This window comes from Bradyrhizobium sp. (assembly GCF_004799405.1).
Lineage (GTDB): Bacteria > Pseudomonadota > Alphaproteobacteria > Rhizobiales > Xanthobacteraceae > Bradyrhizobium.
In genome coordinates this window covers 59,369-76,261 of record NZ_SSMW01000158.1, presented here as the reverse complement: position 1 = coordinate 76,261, position 16,893 = coordinate 59,369, and the positions used below count along the sequence as shown (strand labels likewise).

Sequence of the window (16,893 nt, the reverse complement as noted above, 5' to 3'; positions counted from 1 at the left end):
CGTATGCGGGTCAAGCGGCAGGCGAAACTCTGCATACCGCATATGCGAATTGATTAAATGCTTCGCGTATTGAAGAAGCAAGTTCGAGGCGGCCCCAAACGGTTCAGGCCGCGCGGCGAGGCGGATGACCCTGATCTTCTGCCAATTGGTTGTCGCGTAGCAAGTGTCGGTCGTCGGCGACAGCAAGGCAGTAAATGCTTCTTTATTCGATTTTGCGGTGGCGGCATTCCACATGAATCATGGGTGGCCCCAACCATCGGAGATAACCATGAAGACAATTCCCACGGGCTTCAGGCAGACCTCCGTGCAGAATATTGAGCGCCCCTTGAACGCCTCCCACTCGGACGACCGGTTCAATTTAAAAGGGGGTTTAGCCCCCTCAAGGCAGCTCACGATATATGTAGCCTCGCTGACACAAAGGTTAGTGAACCCGTTCCTGGGCCTTACGCAATGTTTCGATACATTTTTTCAGGCCGATACGCTCATCATTCGATAGTGGAGGGTCAAGAACCTTGAGGCAGCCGCCCCGACCGACGACACCGGGCAGCGAGAGCGTTACTCCAAGTTGTGAGTTATATACCCCGATCGGAATTACGGCGCGTTCGTCGCGCAGCACGATTTCGGCGATCCGCGCGCAAACCATTCCGATTCCGTATTGGCTGGCTCCGATACCCTCGATGATGGTTATATTTGCATAACGTACTTCATTCTCTATCGTCGCGCGAAAGCCGTCGTCGTGCTGAAGGCCGCATTGCCCGAGCGCATCCGAAATTGGGACGCCCCCTACGCGGGCACCGGACCAGTGAAAGATCTGGGACGTTCCGTGTTCGCCGAGGACCTGCGCTTCAATATCCGTGGGAGCTATCTTGAGTTTTCGCCCCAGATGCACCCGGAAGCGCAGACTGTCGAGCAATGTGCCGGTGCTGAGAACGCGATCATGCCCGGCGAGTTCGCGCGTTAGAAAGGCAAGTGGATCCGGAGGATCGGTTACGACGAGCAGCACGGCATCCGGCGCCGCGGCGATGATTTGCGGAATAACCTGGCGATAAACTTCGGCATTCTTGTCGAGAAGGCGCAGGCGCCCTGACGGATCGCTACGATCCGTTGCGCCGCCGGATTTCTCGTTGACGCCGACCGTGACCATGACGAGCGCAGCGCCAGCCAGATTCGCATAATCCCCATCCGTCACCCTGGTGGTGGATGACAGAGGAGCCCCGTAGCCCATGTCCGTAACCATTCCTTTTGCGCGACCACGACCTCGGTTGACGAGAACCAGTTCGCTGGCGCAACCTCTCATGAGAGTGGCCATAGCGCATGCGGCGCCGACTGCTCCCGCCCCAATTATTCCGATCTTCATGATGCGTCCTCGTCTGTGTTTTGGGGTCCTCATTAAAGCTTGGCGAGCGAACCCCGAGCAAGGGGGTCGCCAGGTGCTGGATTCAGAGGAGGAACACTCTCTTCCCGGTCGGAAGGGCGGAATCGTTCCGCGTCAATCGAAATTTACAGGGTGGGTAACGAAAGGCAATTCGCCGATGGATGTTCCTGCGCCGAACCTTATGCAACTAGCCGCCGCGAAAATTTTGAGTAATCGATAGCGGGTCACTGGCCGGGAAGGTGTGTCTGAGCGCTTCGTCGAGTCGTTCGTCTGCAAATTCCCATTCCGTACTTTGCACTCTCGTTTTCGCGGAACGGGTTGTTCCTTGAACCTTGATTGGGCGCTTAATAGCTGGCCGGTCGCTCCTGACATTCATCGGCGTCTCCTTTTTATCGCCTGCCGCACTCGAATAGGAACCAGGTTCGTTTCTCGGTTTCGTCAATCCAGTTCTCCAGCAGGCTTGCGGTGGCCACGTCCCCTGCTTCGTCACATAACGAATGCACCTCACGCATGTACTGCGTCAGGATCGCGTTGTCGTCGCGGAGTTCAGCTATCATGTCGAGCGGCTTAACATATTCAGCATCGTTGTCCACGATGCGCTGAAAACGCGAAATCTGTCCAATCGAGCGAACGGTTGTGCCTCCCAGCTTCCGTGCTCGCTCGGCAATGGCGTCCGTCATGGAGAAAATCTGGTCACTTTGATCGTCGAGCATCAAATGATAGTCCCGGAAATGCGAGCCAGACATATGCCAATGGAAGTTCTTTGTTTTCAGATACAACGCAAACACGTCGGAGAGCAGCACTATCAACGCTTGCGAAATGTCATGAACCGCTTTTTCCGAAAGTGTCGTAGGAGTCGTGAGCGGCGCTCTGTGCAACATATCGGTGACCTCGTTGATCATTGGTCGGGTGCCATGTAAGCACAGGACAAGGCTGTCCAAGCTGCTGTGGACCCAACGGATCACCCGCAAATCTTTCCCGGTCTCAAGGTTTTCAATTAAATAGTAATTTAGCTTTGGGGCCGGCTTCAGGCGAAGGCATGTGCCCATGGCATCGGCCGGCGCCATCGCGCCGAGCGCGGTAGGATTGATCGACATACACTCGGCGCGAGCTGATGCGTTCGGGGTCCGCACCACGGTCATGCCCCCGGGAATTCAATCGGGGGACGAATGACCACTTCTCGCGCAAAGCGCCCATTCGTCTAGTCTCACGGTGCACCATGCGATTTACAATTGATGGGCCGATGGAACAAGGTAACCGGAGAAGGGCATAACCTCTTCCCAAATCCGCTGATGTCGGGTGGTCCCGCCCGCTCTTTAGTCGCAAGTTGGGCTTGGTAATCTCGACCACAGATTGACCACTGAAACCCCGTCAATAAACGTAGATAAAGGTGGTCAAACGCAGGCAAAGGCCATTGTTTTTGTTGATCTTTTCGATTGCTATTTACGTTCGGGACGCAGGGGTCGCAGGTTCAAATCCTGCCACTCCGACCAGATATCATTAGCGTATTTCTTCTGATTTGGATCACTGGTCAAGTTGACCATTGTTTCGGTCGCCGAAAGGTGCCGCCACTTTTGGGTTATTGCTGTTGCCGCCCCGTGCAGCTAGCCGAGTGCGCGACGCATAGCGATCATTTGTAAACCCTAGGCTGTGTATACAAGCGCGCTCATGCGGCATGTCGCCGTCCGTGCACAGCGTTGAACACGCTGGTTGGATCGTTCTCACCTTCGACGATCTTGCCGATCTCTCACGTTTCGCTGCGCTACGATCGTCTCGCAAGGTCAAACGTGGCGTGGCTTCGCTGTCGCTACCACCTGTCGAGCCTTAGTTCCCGGATGGTGATCGGCATATTCCTTGCCGTCGATCGGCGCCACGTGCGGGGGATCCCTGCCGAGATAGGGCCTTCCAATTCCAAACTCTTTCCCGTGGGCATCGATCCATTTCCAGAACGTTTCGCTGGCGGTCAGTCGCTGCGCCCGTGTCGCGCCATTTACGCTCACGACATCCGCCGCAAGTCCGTGGCCGTAGCCGCCGCGGAGACTGCCTCCATGATAGGATCGTTCGTTGGCTGCCTTCAGGCCGCTTGCAATCGATTGGCGATAGTTATCGCGGAACGCACTGGTGATGCCGGGCGACAATCCCGCCTGCTCGGCCGCGTGCAGCAGATGAAATAGCCTCAGCTTGAAATCCCGATCCATCCCGCCGAGGACGTAGTCCACCAGCGGCATGCCGGCGGTTTCGGCGGCCTTGGGGTCCTTCCAGGAAAAATCCTCATCGGCAAGTTTCGCAAAGGTCCTGGTGACATTCACCAGTTTGCCCTTTCTCTTGACGGTCACTTTTCTCTGTTCCTGGGTCTTGACGGTGTCTTCCTTGGGCGTGCGCTGGTAGAGCGCCCAAAGATAGCGGTCGATGCAGGCATCGACGACGAGGCACTCATCGAGAACCTCGGTCGAGTCGAGCGCCGGATTGGCGCGGCCAGGCTCCCGAGTCGCCGGCGATTGAGCGGCCTGCTGCTCCGGCAAAGTCGGCGGCATTTCCGATGAATCCGTCAACGCGGCTGTAACGATCGGTTCGGGCTCCTGGGAAACCGGCGTTGGCCCGGCGGCGGTTGTATCCGCAGCGGCTGTCGCCGTCGCCGGAGCATCGGCAGCCACCGCATTGGCGGCCGCCAACGAGATCGGCGGTAGTTGGTCGGCCAATGTCGCGACGGCGGCAACGGACGGCGCGGGGCGTTCAACGATTGGCGCAGCGCCGGTGTTATCGATTCCCGCAGAACCAAACGCGACGAGCCACGCAAGAACCGAAACAGGTATGGCGACCTCTCGGCACAAAGCCGCCATTGCTGCGAACCGCGGATTCATGGTCACCCTTTCCAATCGGCCCGAAACTACATAGCCAAGAAAAACTGCATAGCCAAGAATCTGACGCCGGCGATTTTTGGAGTGGCGATGTGGACAAGCAATGGCGGAGACCCCGGATATTCAGCTTTTCAACAGGGGTGTTGCCTAAATGCAACTGGTCGTTTTTCGCGATTTCGTGCGGTTGACGGCCGGCGAGAAGTGCACGGATCGGGAATGGCATAAATGGAACCAGATCGGCGCGCCGCCTTATGGCGAAAGCTGTGCGGGGTCACCCGGCCGGCGCTCTTGAAGCCGGGGAACTTCGGAACCAAACCGGCGTTTCAGCTCCAAGGCAATTGATATTCACGGATCAGATCCATGGACCTGGAAACCCAAGAAGCGCCCAAGGGGCGCGAAATCGTCATCATCCTCCCAGACCGATCTCGTGACATCATTCGCCTGTTTGAAGAGCTACAGCGAAAACGCCGACAGGGCGGGCTTGGATCGACTGCAACGATCCTTGGCAACGATCGCTTGATCATAGCCGCGATTGTTTTCTCGATTGGCTTTGCCGGGCTGGCGGTCGCTGAACTGATCCGGCCAATGCCGCCCCAGAGGGCTGCCGTTAGCTTGGCTGCTGAAGGGCCCGTGCGTATCGTGGGGCCTGCCTTCGTCCCCAATATCAAACCAAGTGAACACTGAATCCTGACCGTAGGACAGGACCAAGGGCAAGACAGGAGCCGGAATATAATCGTCGACCGCGACGGTCTTTTATCCGTCCTTATTACCCGTCGATCTTTCGTAGCTTTTGTTCCGACCCGGCGATCAGCTCGTTTGTCCGCAAGCCAAGGCTTGTCGTCCGCAGGCGGCCTTTCGTGAGTTGTTTGTTCCTGATATTTGAAAAGATGTCCGAAATTTGAGGATCGAAGGCCGGTTCCGCATGCGACAGCGACGCGACGCCGCCCTCCGAAGCCTGTGGTTGATGCTCGTGGCGAGCATAGCGCTTCCGGGTCTGCTGTTTTGCTACGCAGCGTTCGCGAATTATCGCACGGCATATACTCTCGCCGACGAGCGCATCGATCGCGGCCTCGATGTCGCGTCGGAACAGGTGTTGCGGGTATTCCAATCGATCAACGTCATATTCGATAGCGTGGAACAGATCACGCAGGGCCGCACCAATCGATCGCTTCGCGCAAGCGAAGCCGAACTGAGCGAGCGACTCAAGCAATTCACCCTGGCTCTTCCAGACATTGCATCGATCTGGATCCTGGATGACCAGTCGGACGCGATGGTGTCGTCACTGTTCTTTCCGCTTCCGGCCGCGGCAAACGCCCCCGATCGTGCGTACCTGAAAGAGCAGCTTGCTACCGACGCCGGCGTCCACATCGGCGATGTGCTTCGTATCAACATGACGGGTCATGTGATATTTCCGGTCAGCAAGCGCCGTTCGGACAGCTCGGGTACGTTCGCCGGATTCACCGAAATCTCGGTCTCACCGCAGGTGTTCGAGAGGTTCTTTGCGCCGCTCGCCGCCAGGAGCAGCGCCAGTTTCGCGTTGATTCGGGCCGATGGCGAGATCTTGGCCCGCTATCCTTTGCCAGCGACGACTGGCGTGAGGCTCGACGCCTCGACCGCCTTTATCCAGCTAATTGCGCGTAGTCCGAATGGCGGCAAATACGCCACGGTCTCCAACGTCGATCAGCGCGAACGCCGGTTTTCCGCGCGCAAGCTGGCAGGGTTTCCGCTCTATGTTACGTCGAGCCTGGAGACCAGCGATATTGTGCAGGGCTGGTTATGGTACATGGCGGGTCATTTGATCTTCGGCATCCCGGCCACACTATTTTTCGTGGTCCTGATCCTGCTGACAATGCAAAGAACATCCGCGTTGTTTGCGGAAGCCGAGCGGCGGGAAATGCTGGAAGCCAGTTTGCGTCAGTCGCAGAAAATGGAATCGGTTGGGCAACTGACCGGGGGTGTCGCCCATGATTTCAACAATCTGCTGACGATCATCATTGGAAATCTGCAAATGGCGCTTCGCCGGGTGTCCGACGACAAGGTGAAGACGTGGCTTGCCAATGCTCAGCAGGGTGCGGAGCGCGCGTCGGAACTCACCAGGCGGCTGCTGGCTTTTTCGCGAAATCAGCCGCTCAATCCCCGGTCTATCGATGCCAATCAACTCGTCGCGGGCATGTCCGATCTGATCGATCGTACGCTAGGCGAGACGATCTCGGTCGAAACGGTGCGAAGCGGCGGACTTTGGCAGACCGAAGCCGATAGCGCCGAACTGGAATCGGCAATTCTCAATTTGGCAATCAATGCGCGCGATGCGATGCCAGCAGGAGGCAAACTTACCATCGAAACGGGTAACGCCGAACTGGATGAGCATTATTGCGAGACAGCCGAGGGCGTGAAGCCGGGCCAGTATGTGATGATTTCGGTGACCGACACCGGTTCCGGGATGCCGGGCGATGTCATCGAGAAGGCATTCGAGCCGTTCTTTACGACCAAACCGGCCGGTTCGGGCACCGGTCTCGGCCTCAGCCAGGTTTATGGATTTGTGAAGCAGTCCGGTGGACACATCCGCATCTACAGCGAAGTCGGTGAAGGCACGACCGTCAAGATCTATCTTCCCCGCAGCTTTGCCCCAGCGAAACCGGTTCCAGTCAGTCCGCCGGCGGAAAAAATCCCAACCGGAAGCCAGGAGACCGTTCTTGTGGTCGAAGACGACCCGGACGTTCGCGCCTACGTCGCCGAAACGCTGTCTAATCTCAATTACCGGGTCAAGCAGGCGGCGGATGCCGAAGCTGCGATCAACATCCTGGACGATGCCAGCCCGATAGACCTGCTTTTGACCGATGTTGTGATGCCGGGCATGAACGGACGCGTGCTTGCCGATCGAGCCATGCAGCGTCGTCCCGGACTAAAAGTGCTGTATATGACCGGCTATTCCCGCAATGCCATTGTCCATCAGGGCCGTCTTGATCCCGGCGTATCGCTGATTCAGAAGCCATTCTCGCAGAACGTGCTTGCCAAACGCATTCGCAAGATTCTAACGGATGCGTAGATCCCAGGCGAACCCATTTCCGGCGCGCCGCTATTCGGCGGCCTGGACCTGCCGGTCGATCTCGGCGGCGCCGGCCCTGACCAACGGGATCAAGTCGCGCCCGATCGCAATCGTGTCGTTCGGGTTTTCGAAGCCGCGCAGCAAAAACGAATGGATACCGAGACGGTAGTACCGCAATAAGGCGGCAGCGATTTGTTCGGGCGTTCCGACCAGGCACGATGTATTGCCGGGTGCGCCCGTGGCGCGCGCTATTCCCATCCACAATCGCTCGTCATGAACATCGCCGCGCGCGGCGAAGCCCATCAGCCGTTCGCTGGAATAATTGGTCGGTTGCGGCGCCGTGCCGGTCTTGCGTTCGATATCGGCCAGCAGGTTCCGGGCCTTGTCCCATGCCTCGCCCTCGCTGGCCGCCATGATCGGGCGCAGCGACATATTGAAGTTCGGCTTCCGCCCGAACCGGGCGGCACGCTTGCGGAAATCGTCGAGCCGGTCCTGCGTCTCGGCGAGAGGCTCGCCGAACAATGCAAACACGTCGCAGTGTTCGGCCCCCATTTGCAGCGCGCCGTCCGACGAGCCGCCGAAGAACAGCGGCGGGTAGGGTTGCTGATAGGGTTTGACGTCGGCATAGGCGCCTTCGAGGCGGTAGAATTGGCCATGGTGATCGAACGGGCGGTCGCTGGTCCATATCCTGCGCATGACGTCCAGGTATTCGCCGGCGCGCCGGTAGCGCTCCTGTTTCGGCAGGAAGTCACCCTCGCTCGCCTGATCCTGGTCGCTGGTCCCGGCAATGACGTGCAGCGACATGCGACCCTGCGTGAGCTGGTCGAAGGTGGCGATCTGTCGTGCCGCCAGCGCGGGTGCGACCGAGCCGGGCCGATGCGCGATCAGAAACTTGATCCGCTCGGTGTGGGTCGCGGCATAGAGGGCGATGCCAAATCCTTCGGCCGCCGCCGCGTAATAGCCGACCAGCACCGAATCGTAGTCCCACTGCTCGTGCAGGCGGGTAAACTCGACCACGAAGTCGCGGGATATTTTTCCCTTGATAAGGTGAACCGCGACGCCTTCCATCTGAGCGCCGATCATACCGATGATTTTTACGGGCATGGGTGCTCCCTCGATACTGGCCGTGGCGTCACACCAAACAACGTGCGTGAACATATCTCAAGTGTTTGGCGAATGGCATTGGCGCTATTCGCAAGCCGCGGCGAAATATGCCTTCGGACGTTGCAGCGCAGCACACGCTGGGAGGTCGGGTCTGCTGGAATTTTCGCCGCCGGCTTCCTAAATGACGGTTATTGACTTTCTTCGTATTTTGACGAGGCCACCCATGGTCCTGAAAAACGTGGTCCTGAAAAACATGGTCCTTAAAAATGTTCTCGCCGCCGTTGGCGCGGTGCTGCTGGCGTGCAGTGGTCCGTCGATGGCGGATCAATACCGGGCCGACGAGTTGTTCGGCCTCGATCTTTCAAAGGCGCTGCTTTCACCGAAGCCGCTGGGGCCGGCCACCCAATTCACGCCGGTTGCGGTCGGGGTGAATGCCGATCGCGAAAGCCATGCCACCCCGGCGCCCGCGGAACCGAAGACCGCTGCGAGGATCGTTACCCGCAAGACCCGCGTTGCGCATCTGCGTCCGGAGAAACCGCATGGCGCGGTTGGCATCAGGCTGGCGCGACGACACGGCAATCCGCTCGATGCCCAGGCGTTCGATACCCGGATTCAGGTCTGGCCGTGCAAGTCGGGTGGCATCTGCAATTGGCGGCGGAATTAAGCAGCGGCTCGCGCGCGCAGTTCGCGCGAGTCATCCGGCTGTCGCAAAACCTTCGGCCCGGAGTCAAGAAACTTTCGGCTGGCAGTCAAGTTGAGCGGGCACCCTTCGTCGTGATTCGACGAGGGTGCCGAAAATGGCGATCGCGGTTGGCGTAAAGCAAGGTCTGACCCGGCGCCACCTGCTGGTGCGCTCGGCATCCACGCTGGCGCTGGCAGGAATCGGAGGTCTCGCCAGGCCTTGTCTCAGCCGGGCCGCTGACCGTCCGCGGATTGCCGGCGGGCTTCAATCCGGCGACGTGTCGATCGATTCTGCGATGGTGTGGGCGAGGGCCGATCGGCCGGCGCGCATGCAGGTGGAATGTTCGACCGTCGAGAGCTTCAAGACCATCATTCGCGCCGCCTCATCGGATGCATTGCCGGAACACGACTTCACTTCGAAAATCCTGCTCGATGGTCTTCCGCCCGGGCAGGACATTTTCTATCGGGTCCGGTTTGATGATTTTGGCGAGGCCGGGACATCGGGAGAAATGCAAGTCGGCCATTTCCGGACGGCGCCGCAAGCGCGGCGCTCGATCTCGTTTGTCTGGTCGGGCGATACCGCCGGCCAAGGCTGGGGTATCGATCCGTCGCTCGGCGGCATGCGCACCTACCGGACCATGCTCGACAACCGTCCGGACTTTTTTATCCATTCCGGCGACCACATCTATGCCGATTGTCCGGTGCCTTCCGAGTTGAAGCTGCCGGACGGCAGGATCTGGCGGAACATCGTCACCGAAGAGAAATCCGCGGTCGCCCACAGCCTCGCGCAATTTCGCGGCAACTATAAATACAATTTGCTCGACGACAATCTGCGCGCCTTCAATGCGCAGGTGCCGATGTTCGCCCAGTGGGACGACCATGAAGTGACCGACGACTGGTCGCCGCTCGGTACCGCCGACGAGACGGGTTATGCCGAGGACGGCTCTTCGAGATTGGTGGCGCGCGCCCGGCAGGCGTTCCACGAATTCATGCCGATCCGCGCCATCCCGGGCCAGGCCGGCCGTATCTATCGCAAGGTCGGATATGGGCCGCTGCTCGATGTTTTCCTGATCGACATGCGCAGCTACCGCGATTCCACCTGGAACAAGCGCGACGACGATAGCGAAACCTGCATCCTGGGATCGGTCCAGTTGGCCTGGCTGAAGCGCGAACTCGCGGCGTCCGATGCGACCTGGAAAGTCATAGCCGCGGACCTGCCGATCGGGTTGATCAGCGAGGACGTCATCGCACTTGGCGACGGACCGCCGCAGCGGCGCGAGCACGAGATTGCCGATCTGCTGTCGTTCCTGAAACGCGCCGGCGTCAGGAACACCGTGTGGCTGACGGCCGACATGCACTATACGGCGGCGCATCGTTACGATCCGAACCGCGCGATATTCGACGATTTCGAGCCGTTCTGGGAATTCGTCTCCGGCCCGCTGCATGCGGGCACATGGAGTCCGGGCGAACTGGACAATACGTTCGGACCGGCGGCGATGTTTCAAAAGGGTTGCAGCGCGGAACAGGGCGAAAACCTGGCACCGTGTTTCGGACTGCAGTTCTTCGGCCGGGTCGATATCGATGGCCGGTCGGGGGTCATGACGGTGACCTTGAAGGATGTCGGTAACCGCGATTTGTGGTCGGTCGATATCGATCCGCGGCCGGACGCGCGACCGGGGCGAATGCTGGCTCAGCATATCTGAGCCGCGCGGGGACGCCGTTCCGACCCGATCTTGATTTGGACTCTGCGCTGAAAGCGGACTATCAAGCGGGCTGACCGCCGTACCCGCCTGTCCTCTCAACGGAACATCCGTACACGCGGCATGGTCTGGACCGATCCGGCGATTTACGCCTTCAGGAGTAACCATGGAAAATCTGCAAACCCAGGGCATCAGCATGCCGCGGCTTGGCCTCGGCACCTTTCGCATGCAGGGCGAGGTCTGCCGCGCCGCGGTGGAAAGCGCGCTAGGCCTCGGCTACCGGCATATCGACACCGCGGAAATGTACGCCAATGAGGAGGCCATTGGCGCCGCCATCGCGGCATCCGGCGTCGCGCGCAAGGATCTGCACGTCACCACCAAAGTCTGGAACGAGAACCTCGCGCCCGACGCGATGCGCCGGGCATTCGATACCAGCCTGAAAAAGCTGCGGCTCGACCGCATCGATCTCTATCTGGTGCACTGGCCGGCGCCAAGGATGAACCTGCCGGTTATGTTCGAGACCTTGATGAAACTGAAGGAAGAGGGCCGCACCCGCGCCATCGGCGTCGCCAATTTCAACATCGCGCTGCTCAAGACCGTGGTCGAACAGATCAAGGCCCCGATCGCCTGCAACCAGGTCGAGTACCATGTGATGCTGGACCAGACCCCGCTGCGAAAATATATGAGCTCGAAATCGATCCCGCTGGTGGCCTATTGCCCGCTGGCGCAGGGCCGGGCGGCGTCCGACGAGACCTTGATGGCGATCGGCCGCAAGCATGGCGCCAGCGCGGCCCAGGTGGCGCTGAAATGGCTGCTCGATCAGGACGGCGTCGCCGCGATCCCGAAGGCGTCGCGCCGCGAGAGCCAGCAGGCCAATCTCGGTGCGCTGCATGTCGGGCTCGACGACGAGGACGTCAAGGCCATCGCGGGGCTGCCGAAGAACAAGCGGTTTGTAAATCCGGGCTTCGCACCGGCATGGGATTAGGCCATACTGGCCACTTCAAAGGGAGAAAACAATGCGTGAAGCCGTTATCGTTTCGTATGCGCGTACCGGGCTGGCAAAATCCGGCCGCGGCGGGTTCAATATCACTCCGCCGATGTCGATGGCGGCCCATGCCATCAAGCACGCCGTGGAGCGTGCCGGCGTCGACAAGGATTACGTCGAGGATTGCTATCTCGGCAATTGCGCGCATGGCGCGTCCAACATCGGCCGCCAGGCAGCGTTGCTGGCCGGCATGCCGAAGTCGACCGCCGGGGTATCGGTGAACCGTTTCTGCTCGTCCGGATTGCAGACCATCGCGATGGCGGCCAACAGCATCCGCTCCGACGGCGCCGATTGCATCGTTGCCGGCGGCGTCGAGAGTATTTCGGTCGCCGGCGGCGGCGTGCCAAAGGAAGCGGTCGATCCGGCGCTGCTGAAAGTCGCACCCGACATCTTCATGGCGATGATCGACACCGCCGATATCGTCGCCGAGCGTTACAAGCTCAGCCGCGAATACCAGGACGAGTATTCGCTGGAATCGCAGCGCCGCATGGCTGCCGCCCAGCAGGCCAACAAGTTCAAGGACGAAATCGTCCCGATGAAGACCACGATGAAAGTGGTCGACAAGGCGACCAAGGCCGAGAGTTTCGTCGACTATGTGGTCGACCGCGACGAGTGCAACCGGCCTGATACGACCATAGAAGGCCTCGCCAAGCTCGAGCCGGTAAAAGGTCCGGGCAAATACGTCACCGCCGGCAACGCCAGCCAGCTATCGGATGGCGCGGCAGCCGTCGTGCTGATGGAAGCCAAGGACGCTGAAAAACGCGGCCTCGAGCCGCTTGGTCGCTTTGTCGCCTGGGCGGCGGCGGGTTGCGAGCCGGACGAGATGGGCATCGGCCCGGTATTCGCGGTGCCGAAGCTGCTGAAGCGCCACGGCCTGAAAATCGGCGACATCGATCTCTGGGAGCTCAATGAAGCCTTTGCCAGCCAATGCCTCTATTCGCGCGACCAGCTTGGCATCGACCCCGAAAAGTACAACGTCAATGGCGGCTCGATTGCCATCGGCCATCCCTTCGGCATGACCGGTGCACGGTTGACCGGCCACATCCTGCAGGAGGGTCGCCGGCGCAAGGCCAAGTGGGGCGTCGTCACCATGTGCATCGGCGGCGGCCAGGGTGGTGCAGGCCTGTTTGAAATCTATAACTGACCCTCGGTTCGGTTCGGCGTCAGCCAAACCCAAAAATGGCCCCTTACGGGGCCATTTTTGCGTCGGCATCGTCTCGCGCCCGCTTCTCCACATTGGCAATTCGCGCCGGCACGCCGAACTCCTTGCGGCATACTTCGGCGAGCACGGCGATGCCTTCGCGGATCTGCGCGTGCGAGGGGCTGGCGAAGCATAGCCGCAGCCGGCTCTTTCCGTAATTTTTGTCGGTGGACCATTCCGGCCCCGGATTGATGGCGACGCCGGCGGCAAGTGCTGCCTGGTTGAGCTTCAGCGTATCGACATTGTCGGGCAGCTTCACCCACAGGAAGATGCCGCCCTTGGGATCCTCGAACTCGGCCGAGGTGCCGAACTGTTCGTTGAGCGCTTCCATCAGCGTGTCGAGCTTGACGCGCAGGCCGCGCGTCAGCTTCGGCACGTGGGTGGCGAAATGCGGCGCGCAATATTCCGCCAGCACCATCTGTTCCAGTGCGCCGGAGCCGGCGTCGGTCTTCAGCGCCAGCATCCGCGACATGACATCCCATCCCGCGACGATGTAGCCCACCCGTAGCGCCGGCGCGATCGACTTGGAAAACGAGCCGATATGGATGACATTGCCGGTGTCGCTCATCGCGTGGAGCGCGGGCGGGCGCTTTCCGTCCCAGATCAGGTCGGCGTAGCAATCGTCTTCGAAGATCGGGACGCCATATTGCTGCGACAGCTTGAGAAGCTCGGCGCGGCGCGTCTCGGGCATGATGGTGCCGGTCGGGTTCTGCACGGTCGGAATGATGTAGATATATTTGGGCCTGATGCCGCGTGCCCTGAGATCGGCGAGTGCCGTCGCCAGCGCGTCCATTCGCATGCCGTCGCCATCGAGCGGGATGCCGACCATGTTGACGCCGAGCCGGGTCAGCCGGTTCAGCGCGCCCTGATAGCTGTCCCGCTCGATGATGACGGTATCGCCGCGGGCGAGCAGCGTCGCGTTGACGAGGTCGAGCGCCTGCAACGAGCCGGAGACGATCAGGATGTCGTCGGCGGTGCAGTTGATGCCGGCATCGGCCTTGAGCTTGGCGGTAAGGAACTCCCGCAACGGGCGGTAACCCTGCGGCCCGCTGGCGAGGCCGTAGGTGGCAAGCGTCCTGCCCTCGCGCCGCAGCACGGCATCGACCGCCTCGATCAGGCCTTCGACCGGCACCTGGTCCGGATCGTTGTTGCCGCCGATGAAGCTGTACTTCGCAAGTCCCGTCCATTTCGCCGCGGCCGCCGGCAGTCCCGCCGGGAACAGTGGTGCGAAGTCGAATGGCGTTGATGTCATGAACGGCGTCTCCCATATTCCTTGTTGGTTCTGACCATGGCGATTGAAACCGGACCTCGTCAACGATTTTTCCGCCTCCGGCCGCTCATGACACCGCCGCAGGGCGATGCCCCGCCAGCGACGTTCTGTCCTGCGTATTGAAGCTGGCGCGGCTTGCCGAGTCCGGCTAATGCTCCCTGCACCATGTGAGACCTCTTGATGGCCGATCCGATCCAGGAAGTATTGCAAGCCTTCGCCAACGGCGAACTCGTCGTCGTTACCGATGACGACGACCGTGAGGGCGAGGGCGATCTGATCGTGGCGGCGTCGCTGTGCACCGCAGAGAAGATGGCGTTCATCATCCGCCATACCTCAGGCATCGTCTGTGCGCCGATCACCACCGAAGATGCGCGCCGGCTGCGGCTCGATCCGATGGTGGCGCATAACGAGTCCAATCACACCACCGCCTTCACGGTGTCGATCGACTACAAGCCCGATGGCGGCACCGGGATTTCGGCGGATGAGCGGGCTTCCTGCTGCCGCGCGCTCGCCAATCCGAACGCCGGCGCCAGTGATTTCGCGCGGCCGGGCCATGTGTTTCCGCTGATCGCGCGCGACGGCGGCGTGCTGTTGCGCTCGGGCCATACCGAGGCCGCGGTCGATCTCTGCAAGCTGAGCGGCCTGCCGCCGGTCGGCGTCATCAGCGAATTGATGAACGACGACGGCACAGTGATGAAGGGCGAGCAGGTGGCGCGGTTCGCGAGCACCCACAAGCTCAAGCACGTCACCATCGCCGACATGATCGCGTACCGCCAGGCGCGCGAGAAACTGATCGAACGGGTCGCGACGTTCACCACGGACAGCCCGATCGGGCCGCTGCAGGGCTATGCCTATCGCTCTCCGTTCGATTCCATCGCGCATGTGGCGTTTGTCTACAACAGCATCGGCGACGGCAAGAACGTGCTGACCCGGTTCCACAAGCCCAATATCGTCAAGGACATCTTTACCGGGCCGCGACGCATGCAAACCGTGCTCGAGCATTTCCGGAAAGCGGGCAGCGGCGTGCTGGTGTATTTGCGTGATGGCGCGGCCGGCGTTCCGGTGGCGCCGCTGGGCGAGGAGAAAACCGCCGAAGCCGATCGCAACAAGCAATGGCGCGAAGTCGGCGTCGGCGCGCAGATCCTGCGCGATCTCGGCGTCACCTCGATCCGGCATCTCACCTCGTCGACGCATGACTACAAGGGACTGTCCGGATTCGGCATCGAGATCGTCTCCAACGAACAGCTTGAAGGCTGACGGCTGCCGACCTAATCTGTTCCTCGACAACATCCGTTGCGATCCGAAAGGAAATTCTCATGAGCGTGCGCCCTCAGACCAAGGACAAGCCGTCCCCGGTGAGTTTCCAGTGGGACGATCCGTTCATGCTGGACGAGCAGCTCACCGAAGACGAGCGCATGATCCGCGACACCGCGCGCGCCTATGCGCAGGACAAGCTGATGCCGCGCGTCACCAAGGCCTATATGGAAGAGAAGGTCGATCGCGACATCTTCCGCGAAATGGGCGAATTGGGCCTGATCGGCATCACGCTGCCGGAGGAATATGGCTGCGCCAATGCCAGCTACGTGGCTTACGGCCTGGTGGCGCGCGAGATCGAGCGCGTCGACTCCGGCTATCGCTCGATGAATTCGGTGCAGTCGTCGCTGGTGATGCACCCGATCTATGCCTATGGCGACGAGAACCAGCGCAAGAAATACCTGCCCAAGCTTGCGACCGGCGAATGGGTCGGCTGCTTCGGCCTCACCGAGCCCGATGCCGGCTCCGATCCCGGCGGCATGAAGACCCGCGCCGAAAAAACTTCCGACGGCTACCGGCTGACCGGCACCAAGATGTGGATTTCCAACGCCCCGATCGCCGACGTGTTCGTGATCTGGGCGAAATCGGCCGAACACAACAACCAGATTCGCGGCTTCATCCTGGAAAAAGGCATGAAGGGTCTTTCGGCGCCGAAGGTCGGGGGCAAGCTTTCGCTGCGCGCCTCGGTGACCGGCGAAGTCGTGATGGAAGGCGTCGAAGTGCCTGAAAGCGCGCTGTTGCCCAACGTCTCCGGACTGAAGGGACCGTTCGGCTGTCTCAACCGGGCACGCTACGGCATTTCCTGGGGCGCGATGGGCGCTGCCGAAGACTGCATGCATCGTGCGCGGCAATACACGCTGGACCGCAAGCAGTTCAATCGCCCGCTGGCAGCCACGCAACTGATCCAGAAGAAGCTTGCGGACATGCAGACCGACATCGCGCTCGGCCTGCAGGCCTCGTTGCGCGTGGGACGGCTGATGGACGAAGGCAAGATGGCACCCGAGATGATTTCCATCGTCAAGCGCAACAATTGCGGCAAGGCGCTCGACATCGCCCGCATGTCCCGCGACATGCACGGCGGCAACGGCATCCAGATCGAATATCACGTGATGCGTCACACCGCGAATTTGGAAACCGTGAACACCTATGAAGGCACCGCCGACGTTCATGCGCTGATCCTGGGCCGCGCCATCACGGGGATTCAGGCGTTTTCGTGAACTCGTCGGAAGGGCGCAGCCGTGACCATACCCCGCTGCCGTCATCGCCCGCGAAAGCGGGCGATCCAGTATTCCAGAGACG

The 16,893-nt window shown here is 60.5% G+C and carries 15 protein-coding genes; 8 read left to right on the top strand and 7 right to left on the bottom strand.

Features of this window, described 5'->3' with window-relative positions:
- Window positions 1-421: 421 nt before the first annotated feature.
- From E7813_RS25615 to E7813_RS25605, 3 genes are all read right to left on the bottom strand, one after another.
- A complete protein-coding gene (locus tag E7813_RS25615) occupies window positions 422-1,357 on the bottom strand; it encodes an L-lactate dehydrogenase (protein ID WP_291578089.1) in 936 nt (311 codons plus the stop codon).
- Between the two features lie 407 nt (window positions 1,358-1,764).
- Window positions 1,765-2,277, bottom strand: a complete 513-nt coding sequence (locus E7813_RS25610; RefSeq protein WP_291578116.1) for a DNA starvation/stationary phase protection protein — start codon at window positions 2,275-2,277, stop codon at window positions 1,765-1,767.
- 879 nt (window positions 2,278-3,156) lie between these two features.
- Window positions 3,157-4,236, bottom strand: coding sequence for a D-alanyl-D-alanine carboxypeptidase family protein (locus tag E7813_RS25605; RefSeq protein ID WP_291578088.1), 1,080 nt, complete (start codon window positions 4,234-4,236; stop codon window positions 3,157-3,159).
- 357 nt (window positions 4,237-4,593) lie between these two features.
- Here E7813_RS25605 and E7813_RS25600 point away from each other — a divergent pair, with 357 nt between their 5' ends.
- Entirely contained in the window at window positions 4,594-4,917 is a 324-nt protein-coding gene (locus E7813_RS25600; RefSeq protein WP_291578087.1) for a hypothetical protein, read from the top strand.
- 82 nt (window positions 4,918-4,999) lie between these two features.
- Here the strand turns inward: E7813_RS25600 and E7813_RS25595 are convergent, their stop codons facing one another.
- Both E7813_RS25595 and E7813_RS25590 read right to left on the bottom strand, forming a co-directional pair.
- Complete coding sequence (locus E7813_RS25595) at window positions 5,000-5,443, bottom strand: hypothetical protein (RefSeq protein ID WP_291578086.1); 444 nt, start codon at window positions 5,441-5,443, stop codon at window positions 5,000-5,002.
- A gap of 69 nt (window positions 5,444-5,512) precedes the next feature.
- A complete protein-coding gene (locus E7813_RS25590; protein WP_291578085.1) occupies window positions 5,513-5,635 on the bottom strand; it encodes a hypothetical protein in 123 nt (40 codons plus the stop codon).
- A gap of 135 nt (window positions 5,636-5,770) precedes the next feature.
- On the opposite strand from E7813_RS25590, the gene E7813_RS25585 reads away from it, so the two are divergent.
- Window positions 5,771-7,279 (top strand): ATP-binding protein, encoded by a 1,509-nt coding sequence (locus tag E7813_RS25585; protein WP_291578083.1) that lies wholly within the window; start codon window positions 5,771-5,773, stop codon window positions 7,277-7,279.
- A gap of 30 nt (window positions 7,280-7,309) precedes the next feature.
- Here the strand turns inward: E7813_RS25585 and E7813_RS25580 are convergent, their stop codons facing one another.
- Window positions 7,310-8,383 carry an LLM class flavin-dependent oxidoreductase gene (locus E7813_RS25580; protein WP_291578082.1) on the bottom strand — a complete coding sequence of 358 codons (1,074 nt, stop codon included), beginning with the start codon at window positions 8,381-8,383 and terminating at the stop codon, window positions 7,310-7,312.
- Window positions 8,384-8,606: 223 nt separating this feature from the next.
- On the opposite strand from E7813_RS25580, the gene E7813_RS25575 reads away from it, so the two are divergent.
- The 4 genes from E7813_RS25575 to E7813_RS25560 all read left to right on the top strand — a co-directional run bounded on the left by E7813_RS25575 (window position 8,607) and on the right by E7813_RS25560 (window position 12,953).
- Window positions 8,607-9,047 (top strand): hypothetical protein, encoded by a 441-nt coding sequence (locus E7813_RS25575; protein WP_363331215.1) that lies wholly within the window; start codon window positions 8,607-8,609, stop codon window positions 9,045-9,047.
- A 133-nt stretch (window positions 9,048-9,180) separates the two neighbouring features.
- Window positions 9,181-10,767, top strand: coding sequence for an alkaline phosphatase D family protein (locus E7813_RS25570; RefSeq protein ID WP_291578081.1), 1,587 nt, complete (start codon window positions 9,181-9,183; stop codon window positions 10,765-10,767).
- Window positions 10,768-10,930: 163 nt separating this feature from the next.
- Entirely contained in the window at window positions 10,931-11,749 is an 819-nt protein-coding gene (locus tag E7813_RS25565; RefSeq protein ID WP_291578080.1) for an aldo/keto reductase, read from the top strand.
- Window positions 11,750-11,780: 31 nt separating this feature from the next.
- Window positions 11,781-12,953: an acetyl-CoA C-acyltransferase gene (locus E7813_RS25560; protein ID WP_291578079.1), complete on the top strand. Its 1,173-nt coding sequence runs from the start codon at window positions 11,781-11,783 to the stop codon at window positions 12,951-12,953.
- A 43-nt stretch (window positions 12,954-12,996) separates the two neighbouring features.
- Here E7813_RS25560 and E7813_RS25555 read toward each other — a convergent pair whose 3' ends face one another.
- Window positions 12,997-14,262 (bottom strand): PLP-dependent aminotransferase family protein, encoded by a 1,266-nt coding sequence (locus E7813_RS25555; RefSeq protein WP_291578078.1) that lies wholly within the window; start codon window positions 14,260-14,262, stop codon window positions 12,997-12,999.
- A gap of 198 nt (window positions 14,263-14,460) precedes the next feature.
- Between E7813_RS25555 and ribB the strand changes: the two genes are divergently transcribed.
- Together ribB and E7813_RS25545 are read left to right on the top strand one after the other, a co-directional pair.
- Complete coding sequence (gene ribB, locus E7813_RS25550) at window positions 14,461-15,537, top strand: 3,4-dihydroxy-2-butanone-4-phosphate synthase (RefSeq protein WP_291578076.1); 1,077 nt, start codon at window positions 14,461-14,463, stop codon at window positions 15,535-15,537.
- Window positions 15,538-15,596: 59 nt separating this feature from the next.
- Entirely contained in the window at window positions 15,597-16,811 is a 1,215-nt protein-coding gene (locus tag E7813_RS25545) for an acyl-CoA dehydrogenase (RefSeq protein ID WP_291578075.1), read from the top strand.
- Window positions 16,812-16,893 lie beyond the last annotated feature (82 nt).

Coding starts and splice junctions, on each gene's coding strand:
- E7813_RS25615 (WP_291578089.1), bottom strand. CDS start 1,357: ATGAAGATCGGAATAATTGGGGCGGGAGCAGTCGGCGCCGCATGCGCT.
- E7813_RS25610 (WP_291578116.1), bottom strand. CDS start 2,277: ATGATCAACGAGGTCACCGATATGTTGCACAGAGCGCCGCTCACGACT.
- E7813_RS25605 (WP_291578088.1), bottom strand. CDS start 4,236: ATGAATCCGCGGTTCGCAGCAATGGCGGCTTTGTGCCGAGAGGTCGCC.
- E7813_RS25600 (WP_291578087.1), top strand. CDS start 4,594: ATGGACCTGGAAACCCAAGAAGCGCCCAAGGGGCGCGAAATCGTCATC.
- E7813_RS25590 (WP_291578085.1), bottom strand. CDS start 5,635: ATGACCCGTCATGTTGATACGAAGCACATCGCCGATGTGGACGCCGGC.
- E7813_RS25580 (WP_291578082.1), bottom strand. CDS start 8,383: ATGCCCGTAAAAATCATCGGTATGATCGGCGCTCAGATGGAAGGCGTC.
- E7813_RS25575 (WP_363331215.1), top strand. CDS start 8,607: ATGGTCCTGAAAAACGTGGTCCTGAAAAACATGGTCCTTAAAAATGTT.
- E7813_RS25570 (WP_291578081.1), top strand. CDS start 9,181: ATGGCGATCGCGGTTGGCGTAAAGCAAGGTCTGACCCGGCGCCACCTG.
- E7813_RS25565 (WP_291578080.1), top strand. CDS start 10,931: ATGGAAAATCTGCAAACCCAGGGCATCAGCATGCCGCGGCTTGGCCTC.
- E7813_RS25560 (WP_291578079.1), top strand. CDS start 11,781: ATGCGTGAAGCCGTTATCGTTTCGTATGCGCGTACCGGGCTGGCAAAA.
- E7813_RS25555 (WP_291578078.1), bottom strand. CDS start 14,262: ATGACATCAACGCCATTCGACTTCGCACCACTGTTCCCGGCGGGACTG.
- ribB (WP_291578076.1), top strand. CDS start 14,461: ATGGCCGATCCGATCCAGGAAGTATTGCAAGCCTTCGCCAACGGCGAA.
- E7813_RS25545 (WP_291578075.1), top strand. CDS start 15,597: ATGAGCGTGCGCCCTCAGACCAAGGACAAGCCGTCCCCGGTGAGTTTC.